General features: G+C 62.9%; 19 protein-coding genes. 6 read left to right on the forward strand and 13 right to left on the reverse strand.

The annotated features are described in order from the left end of the window. Nucleotides 1-58 precede the first annotated feature (58 nt). The 5 genes from lysF (at nucleotide 59) to LAN70_03995 (ending at nucleotide 8,446) form a co-directional block, all read left to right on the forward strand. Nucleotides 59-2,068 carry a homoaconitase gene (gene lysF / locus LAN70_03975; protein ID MBZ5510306.1) on the forward strand — a complete coding sequence of 670 codons (2,010 nt, stop codon included), beginning with the start codon at nucleotides 59-61 and terminating at the stop codon, nucleotides 2,066-2,068. Between the two features lie 107 nt (nucleotides 2,069-2,175). Then, nucleotides 2,176-3,390, forward strand: a complete 1,215-nt coding sequence (locus LAN70_03980; GenBank protein MBZ5510307.1) for an isocitrate/isopropylmalate dehydrogenase family protein — start codon at nucleotides 2,176-2,178, stop codon at nucleotides 3,388-3,390. A gap of 3 nt (nucleotides 3,391-3,393) precedes the next feature. Beyond that, nucleotides 3,394-4,674 (forward strand): citrate lyase ACP, encoded by a 1,281-nt coding sequence (locus LAN70_03985; protein MBZ5510308.1) that lies wholly within the window; start codon nucleotides 3,394-3,396, stop codon nucleotides 4,672-4,674. Further along, complete coding sequence (locus LAN70_03990; protein ID MBZ5510309.1) at nucleotides 4,671-6,245, forward strand: citrate lyase subunit alpha; 1,575 nt, start codon at nucleotides 4,671-4,673, stop codon at nucleotides 6,243-6,245. The genes LAN70_03985 and LAN70_03990 overlap by 4 nt, the downstream gene beginning before the upstream one ends. 56 nt (nucleotides 6,246-6,301) lie before the next feature. Beyond that, on the forward strand, nucleotides 6,302-8,446 hold the full coding sequence (locus LAN70_03995) for a prolyl oligopeptidase family serine peptidase (GenBank protein MBZ5510310.1): 2,145 nt from the start codon (nucleotides 6,302-6,304) through the stop codon (nucleotides 8,444-8,446). Between the two features lie 10 nt (nucleotides 8,447-8,456). Here LAN70_03995 and LAN70_04000 read toward each other — a convergent pair whose 3' ends face one another. From LAN70_04000 to LAN70_04010, 3 genes are read right to left on the reverse strand one after another with little or no spacing between them, the layout of a single operon-like run. Continuing rightward, a complete protein-coding gene (locus LAN70_04000; GenBank protein MBZ5510311.1) occupies nucleotides 8,457-9,848 on the reverse strand; it encodes a VCBS repeat-containing protein in 1,392 nt (463 codons plus the stop codon). Further along, a complete protein-coding gene (locus LAN70_04005; protein MBZ5510312.1) occupies nucleotides 9,787-10,791 on the reverse strand; it encodes a sulfatase in 1,005 nt (334 codons plus the stop codon). Before LAN70_04005 ends, LAN70_04000 begins: the two co-directional genes overlap by 62 nt. Next, nucleotides 10,788-11,627 (reverse strand): DMT family transporter, encoded by an 840-nt coding sequence (locus LAN70_04010; GenBank protein ID MBZ5510313.1) that lies wholly within the window; start codon nucleotides 11,625-11,627, stop codon nucleotides 10,788-10,790. Before LAN70_04010 ends, LAN70_04005 begins: the two co-directional genes overlap by 4 nt. Before the next feature lie 443 nt (nucleotides 11,628-12,070). Here LAN70_04010 and LAN70_04015 point away from each other — a divergent pair, with 443 nt between their 5' ends. Beyond that, the gene (locus LAN70_04015) at nucleotides 12,071-15,550 is read left to right on the forward strand and encodes a TonB-dependent receptor (GenBank protein MBZ5510314.1); all 3,480 of its coding nucleotides are present in this window, start codon (nucleotides 12,071-12,073) and stop codon (nucleotides 15,548-15,550) included. 62 nt (nucleotides 15,551-15,612) lie between these two features. On the opposite strand, the gene LAN70_04020 is transcribed toward LAN70_04015, so the two are convergent. The 10 genes from LAN70_04020 to LAN70_04065 all read right to left on the reverse strand — a co-directional run bounded on the left by LAN70_04020 (nucleotide 15,613) and on the right by LAN70_04065 (nucleotide 23,999). Continuing rightward, on the reverse strand, nucleotides 15,613-16,335 hold the full coding sequence (locus LAN70_04020) for a phosphate uptake regulator PhoU (protein ID MBZ5510315.1): 723 nt from the start codon (nucleotides 16,333-16,335) through the stop codon (nucleotides 15,613-15,615). A gap of 144 nt (nucleotides 16,336-16,479) precedes the next feature. Next, nucleotides 16,480-16,974, reverse strand: coding sequence for a hypothetical protein (locus LAN70_04025; GenBank protein ID MBZ5510316.1), 495 nt, complete (start codon nucleotides 16,972-16,974; stop codon nucleotides 16,480-16,482). 197 nt (nucleotides 16,975-17,171) lie between these two features. Beyond that, nucleotides 17,172-17,474 (reverse strand): cytochrome C oxidase subunit IV family protein, encoded by a 303-nt coding sequence (locus LAN70_04030; GenBank protein MBZ5510317.1) that lies wholly within the window; start codon nucleotides 17,472-17,474, stop codon nucleotides 17,172-17,174. A 7-nt stretch (nucleotides 17,475-17,481) separates the two neighbouring features. Further along, complete coding sequence (locus LAN70_04035) at nucleotides 17,482-18,144, reverse strand: cytochrome c oxidase subunit 3 family protein (GenBank protein MBZ5510318.1); 663 nt, start codon at nucleotides 18,142-18,144, stop codon at nucleotides 17,482-17,484. Further along, complete coding sequence (gene ctaD / locus LAN70_04040) at nucleotides 18,134-19,762, reverse strand: cytochrome c oxidase subunit I (GenBank protein MBZ5510319.1); 1,629 nt, start codon at nucleotides 19,760-19,762, stop codon at nucleotides 18,134-18,136. Before ctaD ends, LAN70_04035 begins: the two co-directional genes overlap by 11 nt. Before the next feature lie 11 nt (nucleotides 19,763-19,773). Then, nucleotides 19,774-20,775 carry a cytochrome c oxidase subunit II gene (coxB, locus tag LAN70_04045; protein MBZ5510320.1) on the reverse strand — a complete coding sequence of 334 codons (1,002 nt, stop codon included), beginning with the start codon at nucleotides 20,773-20,775 and terminating at the stop codon, nucleotides 19,774-19,776. Between the two features lie 3 nt (nucleotides 20,776-20,778). Next, nucleotides 20,779-21,609 carry an SCO family protein gene (locus LAN70_04050; GenBank protein MBZ5510321.1) on the reverse strand — a complete coding sequence of 277 codons (831 nt, stop codon included), beginning with the start codon at nucleotides 21,607-21,609 and terminating at the stop codon, nucleotides 20,779-20,781. Between the two features lie 158 nt (nucleotides 21,610-21,767). Next, a complete protein-coding gene (locus LAN70_04055; protein MBZ5510322.1) occupies nucleotides 21,768-22,241 on the reverse strand; it encodes a hypothetical protein in 474 nt (157 codons plus the stop codon). Further along, nucleotides 22,234-23,442, reverse strand: a complete 1,209-nt coding sequence (locus LAN70_04060; GenBank protein MBZ5510323.1) for a hypothetical protein — start codon at nucleotides 23,440-23,442, stop codon at nucleotides 22,234-22,236. Before LAN70_04060 ends, LAN70_04055 begins: the two co-directional genes overlap by 8 nt. Beyond that, nucleotides 23,439-23,999 (reverse strand): cytochrome c, encoded by a 561-nt coding sequence (locus LAN70_04065; GenBank protein ID MBZ5510324.1) that lies wholly within the window; start codon nucleotides 23,997-23,999, stop codon nucleotides 23,439-23,441. Before LAN70_04065 ends, LAN70_04060 begins: the two co-directional genes overlap by 4 nt. Between the last annotated feature and the right edge of the window lie 63 nt (nucleotides 24,000-24,062).

Raw genomic sequence — 24,062 nt, forward strand, 5'->3', positions numbered from 1 at the left:
AACCGGGCGCGAGCTCAGGATGACGCCGATCTAACATTCGAGCTGTTGAAAGAACGTAATGGGCCAGACAATCACTGAAAAGATCGCGCAGGCGCACCTGGCGGAGGGACCGAAGCGGCCGCTACGGACGGGCGACTTCGTCTCCATCCGGCCGAAGCACGTCATGACCCACGACAACACTTCGGCGGTGATGAAGAAGTTCAAATCCATCGGCGCGCGGAAAATCCACGACACGCGCCAGCCGGTGTTCGCGCTCGACCACGACATACAGAACCAGAACGAGGACAACCAGAAGAAATACCGCGCCATCGAGGCGTTCGCCGGCGAGCACGGGATCGATTTCTACCCGGCGGGCACGGGTATCGGGCACCAGATCATGTGCGAGCGCGGCTACGTGACGCCGGGCTCGTTCGTTGTCGCCTCGGATTCGCATTCCAATATGTATGGCGCGCTGGGCGCGGTGGGAACGCCGGTGGTGCGCACCGACGCGGCCGCCATCTGGGCAACGGGCGAGTTCTGGTGGCAGATTCCGCGCACCGTGCAGGTAGTGCTGGAAGGCGCGCTGCGTGAGGGCGTCACCGGCAAGGACGTGATTATCGCGCTGTGTGGCGCGTTCAATGTCCACGTGCTGAACGCGGCGGTGGAATTCAGCGGGCCAGGCGTAGCTTCGCTGTCGATGGACGCGCGTATGACCATCGCCAACATGACGACCGAGTGGGGAGCGCTGGTGGGATGGTTCCCGGCGGATGAGATCACCATCAAGTGGCTGCGCGAACGCAGAGAAGAACGGATCAGAAGAGGCGAGCCAGAGCGTTACACGGAAGAAGATTTGCGGCGGTGGGCGGAAGAATGCACACGCGAGGGCGCGTGTGCCACAAAACCAGATGCGGATGCCGACTATGCCGCGCGCATCACGCTCGACCTCTCGCACCTGACGGCGCATGTATCGGGACCCGATACAGTGCAGGAGATGACCTCGCTGGCGGAGCTCGAAAAGAAGAAAGTCGCGATCCAGAAGGCGTACCTGCTCTCGTGCGTGAACTCGCGCGTCGAGGACCTGGAAGAAGCGGCGCTGGTGCTGCTGGGCAAGAAGGTAGCGCCGTCGGTGAAGTTCTACCTGGGAGCGGCCAGCAAGCTGGTGAAGGAAGAGGCGGAGCGGCGCGGTATCTGGCGGACACTGGTGGAATCCGGCGCGCAGACGTTGCCGGCCGGATGCGGGCCGTGCATCGGGCTGGGCGTGGGATTGCTGGAGCCGGGCGAAGTCGGCATCTCGGCCACCAATCGCAATTTCAAGGGACGCATGGGATCGCGCGACGCGCAGTGCTATCTCGCGTCACCGGCGGTAGTAGCGGCGAGTGCGGTCGCAGGCTACATCTGCGGGCCGGAGGCGCTGAAACGGCCGCTGAATGAGCATGAAGACCGCAAGAAGCAAGGCGGCATGCTGGCGAGATACAAGAATCTGCAAGCTGGGCGCAAAACGGAACAGGCAAGCGAAACCGTGGAGATTGTTCCCGGATTTCCCGAGCGCGTTCGCGGGCGGCTGGTGCTGGTGCCCAAGGGCAATCTGAACACCGACGCGATTTATCCCGGCAGCTACACCTATCGCGACGATGTGACGCCCGAGATGATGGCCGAGGTGGTGTTCTCCAATTACGATCCGCAGTTTCCGCAGATCACGCGCGCTGGTGACGTGGTGGTCGGCGGCGCGAACTTCGGCACCGGATCCAGCCGCGAGCAGGCAGCAACCTCGCTGAAGGCGAAAGGATTTCCGCTGGTGATCGCCGCGTCGTTTTCGCAGACGTACCTGCGCAATGCGTTCAACAACGGGTTCCTGTGCATCGAAATTCCGGAACTGGTGAAGCGGCTGAAGGCGGATTTTGCGGCGCAGATCGCGGCCGGCGAGAAGACGATCATTCCGGGCGACGAGATCGAAGTGGACTTCACCATCGGGGCGGTCACATGGCGGGGTGACCAGTTCCATTTCCCGCCGCTGGGCAGCGTGCCACAATCGCTGGTTGTCGCGGGCGGGGTGGAGAATCTAGTGGCGAAACGCCTGGGCTTAGCGTGACGACAAAATCATTTCCGATTGTCGATTGTCGATTGTCGATTTCCAGCGCTCGCGGGTTTGCAATCGACAATCATCAATCGACAATCGGCAATTCTTTTAGGTGATCCATGGCGAAATACACGGTCGTATCCATGCCCGGCGATGGGATCGGGAACCAGGTTTTGCCTGAGGCGATTCGCGTGCTCGATGCGGTCGGCTTCGACGCGACCTACGTGCACGGCGACATCGGCTGGGAGTTCTGGAAGACACAAGGCAATGCCCTGCCCGACCGCACCATCGCACTGCTGGAAAAACATAAGCTCGGGTTGTTCGGCGCGATCACGTCGAAGCCGAAGAAGGAAGCGGACGCCGAGCTTTCGCCCGCGCTGAAAGGCAAGGGCTACACGTATTATTCGCCGATCGTGACCATGCGGCAGCGGTTCAACCTCGATATCTGCGTGCGACCGTGCATCGGGTTTCCCGGCAATCCTCTGAATTTCGTTCGCAAGAAAGTCGCCGGCGGATTTGAAGAGCCGCGGGTCAACGTGGTCGTGTTCCGCCAGAACACCGAGGGGCTGTACTGCGGCGTCGAGTGGACCAACCCGCCGGCGCTGGTGCGGCAGGCGCTGGAGTCGCACCCGAAGTTCAAGCCGTTCGCGGGGACGAAGGGCGAGGACCTGGCGATCTCGGTGCGAATCATCACGCGGCGCGGGGCGGAGGGCATTTGCCGCGCGGCGTTTGAGCACGCCAGGAAATACGGCTACAAGAACGTGACCATCTGCGAGAAGCCCAACGTGCTGCGCGAAACCAGCGGCATGATGGAAGAGGCGGCAAAGCAGGTGGCGAAGGATTATGCCGGCATTCCGCTGTGGTCCACTAACATTGACGCGCAGACGATGTGGCTGACCAAGAACCCGGAAGACTACGGCGTGATCGTCGCGTCGAACCTGTTCGGCGACGTGATTTCCGACGCGTTTGCCGGACTCGTAGGCGGGCTCGGCTTTGCGGCGAGCGGAAACATCGGCGACGAGGTCGCGGTTTTCGAGCCGACGCACGGATCGGCGCCGAAGTATGCCGAGCTGAATCCGCCGATCGTCAACCCGATTGCGATGATTCTCTCGGCGGCGATGATGCTGGACCATGTCGGGGAGCACGACAAGGCGGAGCGCGTGCGAGGCGCGATTGCTGCCGTCGTGAGTGAGGGAAAAGTCCGCACTTATGACATGATGCGCATACCCGGGGGCGCAAAGTCCATTGCGCAGGGCGCGGCAACAACGCCGCAGATGACGGATGCAATTTTGAAGAAGCTGAAGTCAGCGAAGGTTGGAACTGCGGCGGATTAGCTTATGGCTACAACAGCGAATGTGAACACGACGGCATTCGAGGCGGGCAGGAGCGGTCCGGACGTGCGCTCGGATTGCCGAGTCGTGTTCGTGCCTCGCTCCGCCGGCGGCATTGATATCGAGTTGCAATCAAAGGTCGCGGCGTACTACGGCGATTCGATTTTGACGCAGGCGCGGCAGGTGCTAGGCGATCTCGGAGTTGAGCACGCGCGGCTGCTGATTGAAGACCAGGGCGCGCTGCCCTTCGTGATCGCGGCGCGCATCGAGGCTGCGGTGCGGCGGGCCGGTTTGGGCGAGGGGCGGCGGTCACTGCCCGAACCAGTCACGCTGCCGGCGCCGTCGGCGCGCGATCGCCTGCGCCGGTCGAGGCTGTATCTGCCGGGCAGCGAGCCGAAGTATTTCATCAACGCCGCGCTGCATGCGCCCGACACGATCATTCTCGATTTGGAAGATGCGGTCCACGCCCATGAAAAAGATGCGGCGCGCGTGCTGGTGCGCAATGCGCTGCGCGCGGTGGATTTCGGCGCGTGCGAGCGCATGGTGCGCATCAACCAGCTCCCGCTCGGGCTGGCGGATTTGGACGAGGTGGTGCCGGAATCGCCCGACCTCATCCTGCTTCCGAAAGCCGAGCACGCCGCGCAGGTCACGGAGGTCGAACAGAGGATTGCGCGCGTGCAGTCGCGCTGCGGCGTACATCGCGACATCTGGCTGCTGCCGATCCTGGAGACCGCGCTGGGAATTGAGAATGCGTGGGCGATCGCAACTGCATCGCCGCGCAATGTGGCGCTGACCATCGGGCTGGAGGATTACACTGCCGACCTGGGCGTGGCGAAGACGGCGTTGGGGGCGGAGTCGCTGTACGCGCGCACGCGCCTGGTGAATGCCGCGCGGGCCGCCGGTTTGCAGGCGAACGATTCGGTGTACGGCGATGTTGGCGACCTGGAAGGACTGGCAACCTGGGCCCGCAACGCACGCGCGCTCGGGTTTGAGGGCATGGGGTGCGTGCATCCGCTGCAGGTCGCGGTGATTCACGAAGCGTTCGCGCCGACGCCGCAGGAAATCGAGCGGGCGCTGCGCATCGTGACGGCGTATGAAGACGCACAGGCGCGCGGGCTCGGCGTGGTGAGTTTGGGGTCGAAGATGATCGACGCTCCCGTGGTGCAGCGCGCGCTCAAACTGGTACAGAGGGCCGAGCGCATGGGGGTGGTCACGCAGGAGATGCGCGCTGCGGCGGCGGTGCGCGCGGCGGCGCCGCAAGCGGCATCGGAGGGCGGAGAGGGATGAGCACCACCGCGAGTTCGATTGAACTGGTCACCAACGCCGCCGGACGTGTGGTGCCGACGAACGTGAATGGCGCGCCGCAGCGGCCGTACGCGGGCGTCAACAACGATCATCCGCAGGGACGCAAGGCCGCGCAGCCGATCCGCACTGCCGCCGATTACCCGAGGAACGGCGACAAGCGCGTCGCGGATCTCGAAACCGCGTTGCGCCAATGCGGGCTGAGCGACGGGATGACCATCTCGACGCACCATCACCTGCGCGACGGTGACCAGGTTGCGCTGTGGGCGCTGCAGACGGCGGCGAAGATGGGCAGGCGCGAGCTGATGTGGTTTCCGAGCGCGTCATTTCCCGCGCACGCGCCGGTCATCGAGCTGATGGAAGCCGGCAACGTGCATCACATCGAGGGCTCGATGAACGGGCCGCTGGGCGACTACTGCACGCAGGGGCGGATGCGCGGCATGGGCGTGCTGCGCTCGCACGGCGGGCGCTGGCAGGCGATCCAGGACGGCGAGGTGCACATTGATATCGCGGTGATTGCCGCGCCCACCGCCGACGCGTTCGGCAACGCCAACGGATCGCACGGGCCGTCCGCCTGCGGGTCGCTGGGGTTCGCGCTGGCGGATTCGATGTACGCCGACCGTGTGATCGTGGTCACCGATAACCTGGTCGAGTTCCCCTGCGTGCCGTGGCAGATCCAGGGCAACAACGTGGATTGCGTGGTGCCGGTGGATTCGATCGGCGACCCGGCGAAGATCGTGTCGGGCACAACGCAGATTACGCGCTCGCCCGACCGGCTGCTGATCGCGCAGTACGTGGCGCAGTTCGTGCGCGACGCGGGCATCATGCGCCCGGGCTTCTCGTTCCAGGCAGGAGCGGGCGGCATCGCGCTGGCGTTCGCGGATTATCTGCGGCGGTACATGAAGCAGAGCGGCGTGCGGGCGCGGTTCGTGCGCGGCGGCTCCACCCGCTACCTGGTCGAACTGCTCAAGGAAGGGCTTACCGATTACATCCTAGACGGGCAGACCTTCGACCTGGACGCGGTGCGCTCCATCGCCAGCGATCCGCGGCATGTGCCCACCTCGCCGTTCACCTCGTACAACTACCACGGCAAGGGATTTTTCAATTCCCTGGTGGACGTGGTGGTGCTGGGCGCGACCGAGGTGGACGTGAACTTCAACGCCAACGTGGTGACCCACTCCGACGGCCGCCTGCTGCACGGCATCGGCGGCTGGCAGAACTGCCTGTTCGCGGGGTGCACCATCCTGGCAGTGCCCTCGTTCCGCGATCGCATTCCGGTGATTGTGGACCAGGTGACAACGCTCACCGGGCCGGGCGAGCTGATCGATGTTGTCGTCACCGAGCGCGGGATCGCAATCAACCCGCGGCGCAAAGACCTGCTGGATGCGATGAAAGGCTCCTCCCTTCCCATTCGTCCAATCCAGGAAATGCAGCGCGAGATTGAGAAGATCTGCGGCGGCAAACCGCAGAAGCCGCGCCTGACCGAGAAGCCCGTCGCGGTGGTGAAGTGGGTGGACGGCACGGTGCTGGACACGGTGTGGCAAGTCCGCACCTGAATTTTCCGCGCAGCAGGTTGCCCCCGCTCAAGGCGCTGGCGTAGTCTCCACTGCTTATGACAACTTCACCGCGATATCGCCACCGTGCTTTCGCGACCGCCGTCCTCTCTGCTTCACTGCTGCTCACCCCGGCGCTGCACGCGCGCTTCACGCTCGAACAGGTGATGGGTTCCCCGTTCCCCAGCAACTTGACCGCCGCCGAACGCAGTCCCCGCGTGGCTTGGGTATTCGACGAGAAGGGGGTGCGCAACATCTGGGTGGCGGAAGCGCCCAATTTCGCTGCACGCCAGATGACGCATTATTCGGCGGACGATGGCATGGCGTTGTCGAGCGTGCGATTGACGCCGGATGGCCGCACCGTGGTTTACGTGCGCGGCAGCGAGACCAACAAGAAGGGTGAAGTCGCCGACCCGACCAGCAATGTCCAGCAGCCCCACCAGGAAGTGTGGGCGGTGGATGCCGACAAAGGCGAACCGCGCCTGCTGGGCACGATGGAGTGCAACGAGGAAGACTGCGAAGACGCGCAGATTTCCCCGGACGGCGAACGGGCGGTGTGGTCCGGCGCTAAAGGGCAGTTGTGGTTCGCGCCGGTCTCGGGAGCGGAGAAGGCAAAGCAGCTTACCTACGTGCGCGGCGAGAACAGCAGCCCGCGCTGGTCGCCCGACGGCAAGCGCATCGCGTTCACCAGCAACCGCGGCGATCACAGCTTCATTGCGGTGTATGAATTTGGCGGCGACACACTGCGCTACGTGGCGGCCTCGGCCGATCGGGACATCATGCCGCGCTGGTCGCCCGACGGAACCCGGATCGCGTTTGTTCGCCTGCACGGCGCCGAACGCGGCCTGCCGATCATCCCCGTGCGTCCTGTGCCGTGGGCCATCTGGGTCGCCGATGCCGCGACGCTGGATGCTCGCGAAGTTTGGCATAGCACGAATGATGCCGCTGGATCCTTCCCCGAACTGGTAGCCGAGCAGGCGTTCATCTTCGCCGCCGGCAACCGCGTGGTGTTCGCCAGCGAGCAGGACGGCTGGGCCCACCTGTATTCCGTTTCCGACGGCGGTGGCAAGGAAACGCTGCTCACGCCGGGGCAGTTTGAATTCGAGGATGTGGCCCTCAGCACGGACAAAAAGTCGGTGATCTACACCTCGAACCAGGGAGACATTGACCGGCGTCACGTGTGGCGCGTGCCGGTGGAGGGCGGCACGCCGCAAGCGCTTTCGCGCGGCGAGACCATCGAATGGGCCCCAGTGGAAACCAGCGGCGGCAAGTTCGTGCTCTGCCTGGGCTCGACTGCAACCTCGCCGGCAATGCCGTACTTGCTTACGCCACAGGGCAGGCAGATGATCGCCAAACAAGCGCTGCCCGCCGATTTTCCCAGCGCAGAACTGGTCACGCCGAAGCAAGTGATCTTCAAATCAGACGACGGACTGGAAATTCACGGCCAACTGTTTGTCCCGCCGGGAAGGACGGCTCCCGGTCCGGCGCTCATCTTCACCCACGGCGGCTCGATGCGCCAGATGATGCTCGGCTTCCACTACATGTACTACTACCACAATGCGTACGCCGAGAATCAGTACCTGGCGTCGCTGGGCTACGTGGTGTTGTCTGTGAACTACCGCACCGGGATCATGTATGGGCGCGCGTTCCGTATGGCGCCGAAAACGGGCTGGCGCGGCGGAACCGAGTACAAGGACGTGGTCGCCGGGGCGCAGTATCTGCGATCGCTGCCGTACGTGGACGTGAACAAGATCGGCCTTTGGGGCGGCTCCTATGGCGGATATTTGACGGCGATGGGGCTGGCGCGGAACTCCGACCTGTTCGCCGCCGGTGTGGACATGCACGGAGTACACGACTGGTTTTCGGAGGCGCGGCACTGGCACCCCACGCTGGGCGAAGATGCGCCCGACTTGGCGGAGGCGAAGAAGCTGGCGTTGGAGTCGTCGCCGATCTCGACGATTGCGCAGTGGCGCTCGCCGGTGCTGCTGATCCAGGGCGACGACGATCGCAACGTTCCCTTCAACCAGACCGTGGACCTGGTGCAGCGCCTGCGCGCGCAGAAGACTCCGTTCGAAACGATCGTCTTCCCCGACGAGATCCACGATTTCCTGCTGTGGCGGAGCTGGGTGCGCGCCTACGCGGCGACCGCAGAATTCTTCGATCGCGTGTTGAAGCGCGGCGAGAAAATCGGCGTGCCGCACTAGCGGCGGGGGTTCAGCGGATCGTGCGGCGCGGTCGTGTAGCGGAAGCGGTATTCCGACTCCGCCTCGCCGGAATAAAACCGCGTGTTGAACTCCAGCAGCGGCACGTCGGTTGTGTGCACGCGAATTCCGGGCGCAGTCCGGTCCACCAGAACCTGGTCCCAGTAAATCTGGAGATTGGTCGCGATGCGGATGCGCCGCGTGCCCGGCGGCAATCTGCCGGTGAGGTCGGCAATGGTGGTGCGCGCCAGGCCCGCCGGGAAGCCCATATCCTCGACCACGCGCACCCAATCGCGCTCTTGTTGTCGTTCAATCCCTGGAGGGAGACGCGTACCGAGGAATTCTTATTGCCGCCGTCATTGCGCAATAGCACCGGCGGGCCACCTGCTTGCGTGATCAGGATGTCGTCATCGCCGTCGCCGTCGTAATCGGCGATGGCGAGCGCGCGGGGATTGGTGAGCAGAATCTTGTCGAGCCCGACTTGCGCGGTGACGTCCACGAACGCGGCGCCGGTGTTGCGCAGCAATCGGATTTCGGCGCGACCCGGCGCGGTTTCTCCGACCGCGACCAGGTCCATCCAGCCGTCGTTGTCGTAATCGAAGGCGGCGACGCCCCAGGCACGGACCCAGCGCAAATCGGCCAGCGACACCGGCTCAAAGCGCTTGCCATCCACGTTCCGCCAGAGGCTCAACCCGGGCGCGGCGCTGTGCGTGAAGGCCAGGTCCATCCATCCATCTTTGTTGTAATCGAGTACAGCGACACCTTTGGTCGCAGGCATGGGAGCTGCCCAGGGCTCAGACCCGGACCACCTGCCTTCACGTGGATTATTGAAAATGCGAGTCGGTGAACCGGTGACGAGCAAATCGATTGCGCGATCGTCGTTGTAATCGGTGGCTACGGCGGCGAAGCCGCCACCACCTAAACCGATTTCTGCGGTGACATCGGTGAATGTGCCATTGCCGTTGTTACGCCACAGCATGCTAGCGGTGCGGCCCGAGACGTAGAGACTGCCGGTAACGTATAGATCGAGGTCGCCATCATGGTCATAGTCCACCCACATCAAGCTGGCGACCCGGCCGGAGGCGGTGATGTGCAGTTCGCCGGTAACGTCCTTGAAAGTGCCATTGCGCTCGTTGTGGTACACGAGGACGCGACCATCCGCCACCTCACCTGAGATGGCGAGGTCCGGGAAGCCATCGTTGTCGTAATCACCGGCAGCACAACTGAGCGCGTGAAACGCGGGATCGAACCCCGCTTGCTGCGTGACGTCGGAGAAACGGCCGTTACCGAGATTGCGGTACAGCGTCAGCCCGCCCTGCCCACCACCGTCGGCGAGCAGTAGATCAGGACGCCCCTCGCCGTCGAAGTCGAAAAAACAAGCGCCCGAGCCGATTGTGTCCGGCAAGCTGGATTGCGGCGATTGCGTCCCAGCCGCAATTCCGGCTTACCGCTTGCGTCACCTGGCGATGAGCGCGCCCGGCGGGCAGCTTGAAGATGAGCGGCACGTGCAGGGTGGAGTTGTAGATGAAGAAGCCGTGAGTCTTCTCGCCGTGTTCACCCAGGCCTTCGCCGTGATCGCCCAGCAGTACGATCAAGGTGCGCCCGTACACGGCCTTGCTTTTGAGAAACGCGAGAATGCGTCCCAGTTGCGCGTCGGCAAAGGCGATCTCACCGTCGTAAGGATGCGCCTTGTAGGTCTCGCTGTAGGGCGCAGGCGGATGGTAAGGATGATGGGGATCGTAGAGGTGAACCCAGAGCAGAAAACGCTTCTGGTAATTCTGCACGAGCCAGCGCAACGCTTCGTCGACCACCTGGTCTGCCGGACGCTCCATGCTGTCGAGATTGGTTTCGAGCAGGCGATTGAAGTCGAAATGATCGTAGTAAAAATCGAAGCCGCGATTCAGCCCGAAGCGCGAATCGAGCACGGCGGAGGCAATCACCGCGCCGGTGGAGTATCCATTCTGGTGCAGGATGGAGGCGAGCGTCGGCTGCTCCGCGCCCAGGCGGTTGCCGCTGAAGTCGTGCATGCCGCTCAGCATCGGGTAGGTGCCGGTGAAAATCACGGTGTGCGACGGAAGCGTGATCGGAACCGGGGTGTAGGCCTGGCGGAAGAGCACGCCATCGCTGGCGAGGCTGTCAATGTTCGGCGTCCGCACCTGCTGATAGCCGTAGCATCCGACATGGTCGGCGCGCAGGGTATCAATGGTAACGATCAGGACATTGGGCTTCGCCTCCGCGCCCGCCCAGGCGGCGGTTGCGGCAAAACAGCACAGACAAGAGATCAGCGTGAACTGGCGGAAACGCATGCTGGGGAACACGGCAAGTGGCCCAATTATATATGCTCTCACTTGCCGGCAATCAGAACCACGGCGACCAGCGCTGCCATCAGGCCAACGATTTGCAGCCGCGAAAGACGCTCCTTCAGCACCATGCGCGCGAGCACGACCGTACTGGCCGGATAGAGAGAGGACAGCACGGCGGCCACATCGAGGCGGCCCCGTTGCGCGGCGGCGACGTACAGTGCATTGGCGCCGGAATCCAGAATTCCAGCCAGCAACATCCAACCCAGCGCGCCCCGCCCTGCCTTCCATGAGCGGCCGGCCAACAGGACGATTCCCAGCATGAGCAGACATGACGCCGTGCGGGCCGAAACCAGCGGCCAGAAGATGGAGCGTGATCCGGCCAGTTTCATGCACAGAAGAAAGCCGCCGAACCCAACTCCGGCGAGCACGGCCAGAGGCAGGCCTTTCGATTGCGTGGACATGCCATGGGGCGTGGCGATCAGCCAGATGCTGACCATGGCGAGCGCGATGCCGGCGATCTGGATGGCATGCGGCCGGCCTTCGGTACGGAAGCTGAACAGCAGCGGTACGAGCGCGGTGATCACTGCCGAAAGCGGCGCATTGAGACCCATGGTGCCGACCGCCAGCGATTGATAGAACGCCGCCAGCCCGATGCCGCCGACGAGACCTGCGACCGCTCCCCAGAGCAGCGCGCTCCAACCGGGAACCGGTTCGCCCGACAGCAGGGCCAGAGAGACCATGAACGCCAGTCCGGTGGCATGCGCGACGACCACGACGTGAAAGGCGTTGGCGGTTTTGGTGGCCATGCCACCACTGAAATCGCCGGCGCCCCAGGTGACGGCAGCGGAAAGGCTCAGAGTGGGAAAAATGAGGTTGGGCACGCGTCAGATCGTTCCGTGATTGAGGTACGGCAGTATAGCGCGCTGGGACGTGAACGGACGCGTTTGAGGCGACTGCCGCGGTTCAGGCAAGACCCCACTCATGCGTGCGGCCATGCTTTCAACGAGGGCCTCAAACCTACGCGCCGGGAGCGGGCAAGCTCCACAATTTCATATAAACATGTTCCGCCATATGACATTTGGAACAGAACCTGTAGAGCGCCTTCCTGCAGCTTGCAATTCATTGACTTATTTATCATTTACTGCTATCCGTTCCACCGTGGATTGGCAAACCGCGTGCTTCTCCACAAGTGAAAGTGTTAATGCATGTTCCTCAGCAGCGCTCCCAGTACAGGGTTCCTCAGTTTTTCCACGCTCATAAGAGTACTTAGGACTTGCGGGTTCGGGCCGTTTCACCGACAACCGGGTGAGGGAGGACAGTCAAGATGAGCACGAACTGGAATCGTTTCGCGTGCGTTTTTGCAATCATCGTGTCGCTCCTGCTGTGCGCATCGCCAGTCGCGGCGCAGCAGACGACAGGAAAGATCGTCGGCACCATCAGTGACCCCCAGGGGGCGGTCTTACCCGGGGTCACAGTAACCGTCGCCAATTTGGCGACCGATTCGAAAACCGTCACGCAAACCGACAAGGACGGTTACTTCCAGGCATTAAACCTGCCCATCGGTACCTACAAAATTACCGCCGTCCACAGCGGCTTCCGCGAGTTGGTCACGACCACAGCCCCATTGCAGATCAACCAGGCGATGCGGTACGACCTCCGCATGCAGATCGGGGCGCGCGAAGAAGTGGTGGAAGTTGGAAGCACGCCAGCCGCGGTGGAGACGGTGAATGCGACCATCGGGCAGTCGGTTACGTCGCGTCCCATCGTGGACATGCCGTTGAACGGCCGCAACGTCCTGGACCTTGCACTCTTGCAGCCGGGCGTGACGGAAGCCAACCCGGGCGCGGCTGACAATGCCCAGCAGGGAACTTTCGGGATCTCGGGCGGCAAGTCAGATTCGGTGACATTCCTGCTCGATGGCGGCCTCAACAATGACCTGCTCGGCAACGAGGTGGTCTACAACCCGAGTCCCGACACCGTCGCCGAGTTCCGCATTCTCAGCAGCAATTATTCGGCGGAATACGGGCGCAATGCCGGCGGCATTGTCAGCGTGGTCACCAAGTCGGGAACCAACACCCTGCATGGCAGCGCTTACGACTTCGTGCGCAACGACGCCTTCAATGCCAATAGCTTCTTCAATAAGCGCGATGGCCTGCCAAAGGAAATCCTGAAACGGAACCAGTTCGGCGGGACCCTGGGCGGCCCGGCCATCAAGGACAAACTGTTCTGGTTCGTCAGCTACGGCGGGCAGCGGCAGAGCAAGACGCAGACCACGACCGAGCTTCCAGTCTTCACGCCGGCAGAACTTACGGGCGACTTCTCCAAGTCCGGACCGGGCGGTACGCCGGACTTGACTGTGGCATGCTTTCTCGCTGGTTCGGCTCCCCTTCCAGTCGGTGCGTGCGGGTATGACGACGATGCCCATACCATTCCGCACGTGGCCGCTGCTCACCCCTTCTACCAGTCCAACGCGCTCTTGGCAGCGCAAGGGATCATCGATCCCACCAACATCAATCCGACGGCGAAAAAGTACATCGCGGCCGGCCTGGTTCCGACCTCCCCAAGCGGCGGCAAGATCGCGCAGGCCAGCAGCACCGACATCAACGATCAAGTCACGGCGAAGGTCGATTACGTGATCGGCGCCAAGGACAAACTGATGGCCACGCTCGGCTGGGGCCGGGCGCCCGTACTGAATCCGTTCAGTTTCGCGTTCGGATCTACGCCGGCGGATGCGTTCGGCTACGGCAGCACGGGGGACCATCGCCGCCGATTCGCCAACATCGCATGGGACCACACCTTCTCGCCCACCTTGTTGAACGAGGCCCGTTTCACGGCGCAGCGGGTGGCCATTGCCCAGGCCATTCCTGCCAGCAAGCTTCCGACCGCTGCCGATCTCGGCATCGGAACCACTCCGGATGAGTCCACCGGGCCGCCGATCATCGGCTTTTACCGCGGCTTGACGCTGGGATTCAGCCCGCAGGGTCCGACCAGCGAAGTCAACAACACCTATGCCCTGTCCGACACGTTGACCTGGGTGAAGGGCAAGCACACGCTGAAATTCGGGTTCCTGTTCTCGCCCTACCAGAACAATACCCATTACGATTTCTACGTGAACGGCGAGTTTGACTTCTACGGATCAACGGGCTGCATCGCGGGCTCGTGCAACGACTTCGCCGACTTCCTGTTCGGCTTGCCCGACGAGTACTACCAGTTCGGGGCGGCGCCTTCCAACATCCGCAGCCGCTCCTACCACGCTTTCGGACAGGATGAGTGGCACATTGCCAAGAACCTCGTGCTCTCGCTCGGCTTGCGCTACGAGTACAACGAGCCGAAGTACGACACGCAGGGCCGGTCTTTCTCGATTTGGCCCGGACATCAGTCAACACGCTTTGCGAATGCGCCCCTTGGGCTGACGTTCCCCGGCGACGCGGGCGCTCCGAGAGGCGCAAACTTACCCGATCGCAACAATTTTGCCCCGCGTTTCGGCTTTGCCTGGGATCCTTGGAACAATGGCAAGACCTCGGTGCGTGGCGGCATTGGCGTGTTCTATGACATCCTGAAAGGGGAAGATAACCTGCAGTTCAACGGCCAGGCCCCGTTCTTCGGGTACACCGACTTCAACTTCCCCGCCCTGGCGGGAAATCCCACCTCAGACCCGGGGTACTTTTCCCAGCCTTTCGCGGTGGCCGGTGTTGTCAACCCATTCCCCTCGAAGCCTCCCGCCGCCAACATCGACTTTGGCGCCGCCGGGTTCCTGCCGGCCGGCGGCGGCGGCGTGTACTTCGTCGATCGCAATCTGCGCACCCCGTACACCTACCAGTACAACCTCAGCATCCAGCATGAACTCGCGCCGAGGCTCGCCCTCGAACTCAGCTACGTGGGCAGTATTACCCGTAAGCAAACCGCGCTGGCCGATGCCAACCCGTTCATTCTCGGCACCAACAACCGCATCGTCAACACCCTGCCGGGAGTCGCGCCGGACTCGTTCAGCTACCTCTTAACGTTTGGCAACGTTGTCAACGCGAACTACAACAGCTTGCAGGCCAGTTTGACCAAGCAGCTCTCGACTAACCGCACCATCGGCACCAGCTACTTCACGCTGGCGTATACCTGGTCGAAATCCATCGACAATGCTTCCGGTTTCCGCAACGTGAACTCCGAGGTGCCGGCCTACAATCACGGGCAGTTCCGCTCCGTTTCCGATTACGACATCCCGCACCGCCTGGTGTTCAGCGGTGGCTGGGATCTTCCCCTCGATCACTGGGGAGGGCCGAAGCGGCTGGTTCAAGGCTGGAGCCTGTACCCGATCTTTTCCTGGCGCAGCGGGTTCCCGATTGACATCTTCTCCGGGTTCCCGACGCGGCGCACCGATCCGTCTCCTTCCGGCGCCGGCGACGGGGTGATAGTCAGGCCCGACCTGTCCGGTACCGGCGTGCCGACGTTCGATGCGCATAACGTGCAAACCTTCACCCCAGGAGGTACCGGCGTCGCGGCCAGGGGAAATTTCTGGTTCAACCCGGAGGTCTTGAATACCAACTATCCGGCCGGCGCGTTCACTTACGGCACTCTCCCACGGAACTTCTTCCGTGGCCCGACTCGTGGCAACCTCGACCTGTCGCTGGCGAAGAAGACCGCGATTGTGGGCGAGCGGCTGAACATCGAACTGCGGGCGGATTTCTTCAACATCTTGAATCACACGGAGTTCCAGATGCCGACGTTGACCTATGCCGACCCTGCCTTTGGCCAGGTCACGTCAACCTATGATCCGCGCATCATCCAGTTGGCGGTCAAGTTGACCTTCTAGTGAATCGGAGCGCATCACAAGGGCTGGGGTTTATCACCCCAGCCCTTTTTTCATGTACGGATTCACTTGCCGGAGGACTGGCGGCGCATCCAGTCGAGGAACATTTCCTCAAACGGCTTGTCGGCGGCGCGGATCAGGTGACGGACGCTGCGCCCGGTCACCAGGTGGCAAACTTCCTCGGCCAGGTTCTTGGCATGATCGCCGGCGCGCTCCAGCGTCTGCGTCATGAAAACCAGGTGAAAGCTCTGATGGCGAGGCTCTTTCTCGGGATTATCAATGTGGCGGACGAACAACAGGTTGCGGAGGCGGTCCATCTCGGCGTCGGCACGAAGGATGGCAAGCGCTCGCTGCAGGTCGCGATTGCGAAAAGCGGCCAGCGCGTCAGTCAGCATCTGCTCGAGCAGTTCGGCCATGCGCTTGAGATCGCCGCCGTCCTGCCCGCCAATCTTACCCGCGACCATGGGAGCGCGGTTGGCCACGTTGAGCAGCAGGTCGCCCACGCGCTCGAGTTCGAGAATGTATTTCAGGCAGGAGAGCAACTCCCGGGCGTCGGACTCGGAGGCGCCCGCAATTGCCGCGGTGACGCCCTCGTTAATCTGGCGATCGAGCTCGTCCAGCTCTTCCTCGCAGCCGCGAATGAAATCCAGCGCATCGGCGGAGCCGGTGGAGACGCCCGCCGCCGTCGCTGCGGCGGCCATGCGCGCCACCTCGCAGCCGCGCAGGGTCAACTCGCGCATCTGGGAGGCAGAAGGTCGGAGTTGCTCGGGGGATGTCGCCGCGTTCATCAGGTTCTCCAGGAAGTGCTTTCAGGGTTCACAGTATGCGATGCAATTGCCCGGGATAGGTCGCGGGAGGGAAATTCTCCCGCAGGTGCAGAGCCCAAATTGGAACGGGTCGGGTGACGAAGCGACGCCAGCTTGGGGTGATTGCTAGTTGGGCTTAGCGCCGTCGTCCATACCCGTACCATTCCCGCCCACGCGGGCGATCTCGATCAGGCTGCCGTCGCCGCGGGAGCGGACCTTGATGGTGATCATCCCCTGGTCCGTGCTGAAAACCATGCTGCTGTCGGCGCCGATCACGCGGATCGCCGCCTTGGGATACCGGCGCTGGTAAAACTCGAGGATCTTCTCCGGCGAAGCATCGCTTTCAAATTTCCCCGCCGCCACCTGCATGCCGCCGAAGCCGACCGCCGCACTGCCCTTGATGGCGCGCGCCCCGGGATAGAGGTCTACGCCGAGCTGCTTGGCCACCGCCGCCGGATCGTCGGCGGTGACGCTGCCGAACGGGGTGGTGACCACCGCCGAATTCGGGCCGGCCTCGACGCGCACTTTGCGCGCCATTTTCTTCAGCGCGAACACGGTTCCGATGGTTGCCAGCACTCCCAGCGCGATCACCACCACAAGAACAATGAGAACAATGCTCACCGCATTCCGGCCGGTGTTTTGCCGCGCTATGGACGCCGCCGGAGCCGGAGCCGGTGCCGCCGCGCTGACGCCGGCGCCACACTTCGGGCACACATGCGAAGCGGCCTCCATCCTCGCGCCACAAGCAGTACAGAAGGCCATGAATTCACCTCGGGATCAGTCCATGATAACTGAAGATTCCAACTGCCGGAGGGGCGCTAATGCCCAACCACGCCCAGGGAGCCACGGCTCACGTAATCGGTCATGGTCAGGGTCAGCAGGATTGCCAGCCAAAAGAACCCGGCCACGACGAAAACCCATGCCATCTTCTGGCTTTCGTAGCGAACGTGCATGAAGAACAGGACGACCAGCAGGGCCTTGATGGCCGCGATCGCCAGCGCGACGACGGTGCTCCACTCGCCCAGGTTGATGCGCGATAACCCTGCGGTCAGAATCATCAGCACCATCAGGGCGCCCCAAACCACAATGTAGATCTTGCGCGATACAACGTGCTCAGCCATGCGTTCTCTATGCCTTCTTGTGCGCGATCAGGTAGAGGAGCGGATAGAGGAAAATCCACACCACGTCCACGAAGTGCCAGTACAAACCGCTGACGTGCACCGGGTTGTGATACGCCGGCGAGTAGGCCCCTTTGGCCGCGTACCATCCGATGACGGCCAGCAGGACGATTCCGATGGTCACGTGCAGGGCATGCAAGCCGGTCATGACGAAATAGATGTAAAAGAACATCTGCACTGCCTGCGGGTCCGGTACCGCCAGCTTCCATAGTGCGCCGGGAACCGCGCCCTCCACGAAGTGCGCGTGGTACTCGAAACCCTTCAGCACCAGGAATGCCACGCCCATGGCGGAGGCGATCCACAGGTAGAGCCCGCATGTTTTGTTGTGCCCGGTCTGTACCGCATGCACTGCCAGCGCCACCAGCAAGCTGCTGCACAGCAGGATCACGGTGTTGATGGTGCCAATCCAGAAATCCATGTGTTCGCTGCCGATCACCCAGGCGTCGTAATGCGCGGTGCGATACACCAGGTAGGCGGCGAACAGCCCGCCGAAGAACATGATCTCGGTGACCAGGAACACCCACATGCCCAGCGTGGCGCTTTCGCGCTGCTGGTCCAGGTCGGCGAAATGGTGCCGCAGGCCGTGCGTGGCGGCTATGGCTCTATCGTGCAACAGGGACCTCCGACACGGTGGAGTAGTCGTACGCTTCCCAGGTCACCACCGGCGTTTCGAGGAAATTTTCGGTGGGAGGCGGCGAGGGCGTACGCCACTCCAGACCGGTTGCGCCCCATGGGTTATCGGAAGCCACTTCGCCGTAGCGCAGGGACCACAGCAGGTAAATCAGCGGCAGGACGTAGCCCACCGCCAGGATCGACGCGCCGGCGCTCGACATGACGTTCAGCACCTGGTACTCCGGCGGATACGAGTGATACCGCCGCGGCATGCCCAGGTATCCGAGCACAAACTGCGGGAAGAACGTCAGGTTGAATCCGATGAAGATGGTGGCGGCGGCGATTTTTCCCCACGCCTCCGGGTACATGCGCCCGCTGATTTTCGGCCACCAGAAGTGGATGCCGGCCAGATAGCCCATCACCGCCCCGCCGACCATGATGTAGTGGAAGTGCGCGATCACGAAATAGGTGTCGTGCACATGGACATCAATGCCCAGCGCCGCCAGGTAGAGGCCCGTCATGCCGCCCATGGTGAACAGCCCGATGAATCCCATGGCGTAGAGCATGGGCGTGGTCAGCGACACCGAGCCCTTGTACATGGTCGCCGTCCAGTTGAACACCTTGATGGCCGAGGGCACCGCCACGAAGTAGCTCAGCAGCGAGAAGACGAGCGCCGCGTAGGCCGAGATTCCGGCGACAAACATGTGGTGCGCCCACACCAGGAATCCCAGCACGGCAATCGCGATCGAAGCCAGCGCTACCGCCATGTATCCGAAGACGCGCTTGCGGGAAAACGTCGAGACCACTTCCGAGACCACCGCCATCGAAGGCAGGATCATGATGTACACCGCGGGGTGCGAGTAGAACCAGAACAGGTGCTGGAACAGCACTGGGTCGCCGCCCATCCTGGGATCGAAGATGCCGAGGTGGAAGGCCCGCTCCAGCGCCACCAGGGTGAGCGCGATCGCCACCACCGGCGTCCCCAGCACCTGAATGACCGAGGTCGCGTAGTGGCCCCAGATGTACAGCGGCAGGCGTCCCCAGGTCATCCCCGGCGCGCGCATGCGGTGGATGGTCACGATGAAATTAAAGCCGGTGAAGATGGACGAGAATCCCGCCAGGAAGATCGCCACAATCGCCGTGATCACTTGCGTGTTCGAGTAGGTGCTGCTGTACGGCACATAGAAGGTCCACCCGGTGTCAATGCCGCCGGTCAAAACCACGTACATCATCAGCCCGGCGCCGACGATGTACAGGTACCAGCTCGCCAGGTTGATCCGGGGAAACGCCAGGTCCCTGGCTCCGACCATCATCGGCACCAGGAAATTGCCCAGGGTGGCGGGAATCGACGGGATCAGGAAGAAGAACACCATGACGACCCCGTGAATGGTGAACATCTTGTTATAGGTATCCGACGACATCAGGTCGCCCGCTGGGGTCAGCAGTTCCAGGCGGATCATGGTGGCCGCGAAGCCGCCAACAAAGAACATGGCGGTAATGGAAAGCAAGTACAGGATGGCAATGCGCTTGTGGTCGGTGGTCAGCAACCACGACTTCACGCTGAAATCGGTGTTCAGGTAATTCTCGCGTTCGACCGCCGGTGCGGCAATGGTGGCCATGATGATTCGCCTTAACGACTCCTTGTTGCAGGGGCGGCCGCCCTCGGCGGCGCGGCCGGACGATGGCTCGCCGGCTCACGCTGCTCGGGTTGAGATAACGACCGGATGTATGCGACCAGGGACAACAACTGCTCCTCGTTGACGATCCCCTGGAACGTGGGCATGATCGGCTTGAATCCCGCCACTACCTTCGCTCCCGGATTGAGGATGGATTCGCGGATGTAATTGTCGTCAACCGTAACCGTGCGCCCGTCATCCAACAGCACCGGCTTGCCGTACGCGCCCACCAGGTTGGGTCCACGACCCTGGGTGTCGAAGCGGTGGCAGGTGGTGCAGCCGAGCTGTTGGAACAGCTTCTGTCCGGTCGAAGCCAGCGACCCTTCCGCGTTCCCGCCCGACAGCCACGCCTGGTAACTGGCTGGTTCCATGACCACCACCTCGCCGATCATGCCCGCGTGCATGGTGCCGCAGTATTGCGTGCAGAACAGGTGATAGCGGCCCGGCTGCGTCGTCTGAAACCACAAGGTTGTGTAGCGACCGGGCAGCACGTCCTGTTTCACCCGGAACTCGGGCAGAAACAGGCTGTGAATCACGTCCTGGGAAATCATCGTCAGCCGGATGGCGCGACCCAGGGGCACGTGCAGTTGGTCAATCTCGCGCTGGCCCTCGGGGTGCTGAAACTTCCACATCCACTGCTTGCCGACGACAAAAACCTCCTCCGCGTCCGGCGGCGGTTGCGCCCAGGTCATGTAAATCGACGCACTCCAAACGAACATGACCATGAAGATGCCGAAAGGGATCAGCGTCCAAATGGCTTCCAGAGTGTTCGATCCTTCGATCTGGGTGGCGATGGGGTTTCTGGCGCGCCGGAATTTCATCGCGAAGATGAAAATCAGCACGAAGATCATCACCGTGAAGAAGCCGGTCACGGCGATCATGAAGATCATGAGCGCGTCGGTTCGGTTCGCCAGGGTGGAGGCGCGCACCGGCCAGAACGGCAGGGTTTGCCACATAGGCTAACGCCCTCCCGTCCGCGCGGCGCGGTCGCGGGTGATCCGGTTGTCCCTGGGCTCGAGCTTGAACATCGCGATCAGGAATCCGCCCAGCAGCAATACCGTGATCGCGCCCCCGATCTGCATCACCCGCGAGATGATGGCGCCATACTTCCCGGTGCGCGGGTCGTAGTGGTAGCAGTACAACAAGACCTGGTCCACCACGGTTCCGATGTGTCCCTGCGAGGCTTCCACCATGCCGAGCCGCAGGTCCTTCGGCGAATACTCCACGCCGTAGTAGTACTGCGCGATCTTGCCCTGCGGCGTGAGCACCATGAGCGCCGTGGCGTGCGCAAACTGCTGCGTCTCTGTGTCCCACTGGTAATGGAATCCCACCGCCCTGGTCAGCGCCGCGATCGCCGGTTGCTCGCCGGTCAGAAAATGCCAACCCTGCTCCGCCCCCGGACGACCGTAGCGCCGCAGGTAGGTCGTCTTCTTGGCGCGCGCAAGTTCAGGCTGCTCGCGTGGATCGAAGCTGACCGTCACCACCTCGAATTCTTTGCCGATGTCGAATTTCAGCACGGAAAATGCGCTCACCATGCCGTTCAGCACTTCCGTGCACAGCATGGGACAGTCGTAGTACACCAGCGCCAGCACCACCGGCTTTTTGCCGAAGTAGTCACCCAGCTTCACCGCTTGCCCGCTCTCATCCCTGAAGGCGAGGTCCAGCGGAACCGGGGCATTCAGCTTCTGCTCGATCTCGATGTTGTTCAGGATCTGCGGCGGGGGCGTGGCCGGCGTCACCGCCGGCGGTCCCATCCCTTGCCCGGCCGCGATCACGCTTCCCAGCAGCATGCAAGGCGCAAGCGCTCTGCGAATTATTCCGACTGCACAAATCACGATCGCTCCCAGTCGTTCTCGGTTATCGGTTGTCGGTTTTCGGTAGGCGGCGACATAACCGAGAACCGAATACCGAGAACCGACGACGCTAACTCCTAACTGCCAACTCCTAACTACAGGTTCCCCTTTGGTTCCGTTCCTCCGCCGCCGCCGGCGAGCGTGCCATCGCCGCTCCCGAAGCGCGCACGGGGCGGCAGCACCGGTTGTGGTCGAACCGGGATGCCATTCTTCGCCACCGCCTCCATCGCCTGCTCGATCGGGATATGCCCTGTGCCCGCGGTATCCAGTTGCTTCTCGGTGGCGGCGCGGAACTTGTTCAGATCCCCGACCTCATCCGGCTGTAGTTGCGGCGCCGGAAAGATCAGCGCCGGGGTGCCTTTCGCGCTGGCCTGCGCGGAGGGCATGATGACGGCGGCGTTGCGCGGCGCCGGGGCCACCCGGCTACCGGCGAAGTACCGCTCCATCCCCCACGAAATCAGGTGAATCAAGACCACGGTAATGGCCAGCGCGATCATGAAATACACGATGCCGCGCGCGCTCAGGTCGCTGCGGTCGTACCTCGTCGACTTGTCTTCTGCTTCACTCATGCTGTTTGGCCAGCAACGCGGTCAGGTGCGGATCGTGCAGCGCCACCAGGGGCCGCCGTTTCAGGTTGTGAAAGAAGTACGCCAGCCAGAACGCAGACATCGCGATCGGGATAACCGCATCCAGCCAGCTCGCGTGCAATTTTGCCCGGCTGAAGTTGGGCTCGATGTTCCAGTACAGGTCGAGGTAGCGCATCGCGATCAGCCACACCGCAATCCACATCAGCTTGCGCGATTTCTGCTTCAATCCGCGCGACAGCAGCAGCGCGAACGGAATTGCGAAGTGCCCCACGATCAGCACCAGCCCCAGCGCGCGCCAGTCGCCCCGGATGCGGTCCGCGAACCAGTGGATCTCCTCCGGCAGGTTCCCCGACCACACGATCAGCCACTGCGAAAAACTGAAGTAGGCCCACAGCATCACGAAGGTGAGCGTCAGCTTTCCGTAATCGTGAAAATTGGAGGCCGTCAGCACCCGCGCCATCGGTTCGTGCGCCTTCAGCATGTGCCCGACAATCACCGCCAGGCACAGCGCGAGCAGCGCCTGTCCCACCATGAAGATCAGCCCGTAAATGGTGGAGGTGAATTCCGGCGCCAGCGACATCACCCAGTCCACCACCGCAAACGTCAGCGTCCAGCCGTAGACGATGATCCCCACCGCGCTCAGCGCCTGGAAACGCTTGTCCGGCGCGTGTTCCGGCGGATGGTCCTGCGCCTCCGACCACGCCAGCAGGAGATACGCCATCACGCCCCACGCCACGAAGAACAGGATTCCGCGCACCAGGAATAGATTCGGGTTCAGGTATCGCGACGCCTGGTGCGCCATGTGCTCGTTGCGCTTCAGTTCCTCCGGATTCGCCCACGGATAATTCATGTGCCGGTAGGCGCCGAGGACGATGGGGACGAACGCCGCCGCCAGCATCGGCAAGGTGCCCACCGCTGCTTCCCAGATGCGCCGCACCCCCACGCCCCAATCGCCGCCCGTCAAGTGCCATACCATCAGCAACGCCATCGCCCCCAGCGTCGGCCCGAGGCAGAACATGAACGCCAGCAGGTACGAGTGCATGGCCTGTTGCGGCTCGACGATGAACCCAATCACGGCCGCGATGGCGAACACGACCCCGACCAGGAGCGCGCGCCGCTGCAATGCCGGCACGATCGCAGGCGCCGTGAAGTCCCGATTCTCGATGGGCGCGTTGCTGCTCACTTCTTCCTCTCCGCTGCGCCGGGCGCTGCGTTCGCCGGCGCGTTCTGGCTGAGCTGCAGCGCCCGTATGTAGGCCGCAATCGCCCAGCGGTCCTGGGCGTTGACCTGCGCGGCATAATCCGGCATGGCGCCGAACCCGTTGCTCATGACGTCATAAAAATGTCCCAGCGGCGCCTGCCGCAGCCGCGGCTCGTGGAACGACGGCGGACGCCGGAAGCCGCGCTGCACGATCATTCCATTGCCGTCGCCCAGCCGCGAATGGCAGGGCGCGCAGTAGATGTCGAAACGCTCCCGCCCGCGTTCCAGCACTTCCCGCGTCGCAGCAAACGGCATCGCGTCGCCCGGCTTCCCGTTCATCATGCCGGTGTAAAGATAGGTGTCGTCGCGCAACTGCCCGCGCGCAATCGTGCCCGCAGGCGGCGTCCGCGACCCGCGCCCGTCGTCGAAGAAATCGCTGTGGCTCAAGGGCAGGATCTTGGGCTGGACATGCATGTCATTGCGGCACGCCACAATTGTGAGGCAGGCGATCACGGCAGCACCCATGCCGGCAAACCGCATGCGTCTGGTGGCGGAGCGACCGGGTTGTCGGTTGTCGGTTGTCGGTTGTCGGTCTATCACCGC

It is taken from the genome of Terriglobia bacterium, from assembly GCA_020072845.1.
Classification (GTDB): Bacteria; Acidobacteriota; Terriglobia; order Terriglobales; family Acidobacteriaceae; genus JAIQGF01.

Coding starts and splice junctions, on each gene's coding strand:
- lysF (MBZ5510306.1), top strand. CDS start 59: ATGGGCCAGACAATCACTGAAAAGATCGCGCAGGCGCACCTGGCGGAG.
- LAN70_03980 (MBZ5510307.1), top strand. CDS start 2,176: ATGGCGAAATACACGGTCGTATCCATGCCCGGCGATGGGATCGGGAAC.
- LAN70_03985 (MBZ5510308.1), top strand. CDS start 3,394: ATGGCTACAACAGCGAATGTGAACACGACGGCATTCGAGGCGGGCAGG.
- LAN70_03990 (MBZ5510309.1), top strand. CDS start 4,671: ATGAGCACCACCGCGAGTTCGATTGAACTGGTCACCAACGCCGCCGGA.
- LAN70_03995 (MBZ5510310.1), top strand. CDS start 6,302: ATGACAACTTCACCGCGATATCGCCACCGTGCTTTCGCGACCGCCGTC.
- LAN70_04015 (MBZ5510314.1), top strand. CDS start 12,071: ATGAGCACGAACTGGAATCGTTTCGCGTGCGTTTTTGCAATCATCGTG.
- LAN70_04020 (MBZ5510315.1), bottom strand. CDS start 16,335: ATGAACGCGGCGACATCCCCCGAGCAACTCCGACCTTCTGCCTCCCAG.
- LAN70_04030 (MBZ5510317.1), bottom strand. CDS start 17,474: ATGGCTGAGCACGTTGTATCGCGCAAGATCTACATTGTGGTTTGGGGC.
- ctaD (MBZ5510319.1), bottom strand. CDS start 19,762: ATGGCCACCATTGCCGCACCGGCGGTCGAACGCGAGAATTACCTGAAC.
- coxB (MBZ5510320.1), bottom strand. CDS start 20,775: ATGTGGCAAACCCTGCCGTTCTGGCCGGTGCGCGCCTCCACCCTGGCG.
- LAN70_04050 (MBZ5510321.1), bottom strand. CDS start 21,609: ATGCTGCTGGGAAGCGTGATCGCGGCCGGGCAAGGGATGGGACCGCCG.
- LAN70_04055 (MBZ5510322.1), bottom strand. CDS start 22,241: ATGAGTGAAGCAGAAGACAAGTCGACGAGGTACGACCGCAGCGACCTG.
- LAN70_04065 (MBZ5510324.1), bottom strand. CDS start 23,999: ATGCGGTTTGCCGGCATGGGTGCTGCCGTGATCGCCTGCCTCACAATT.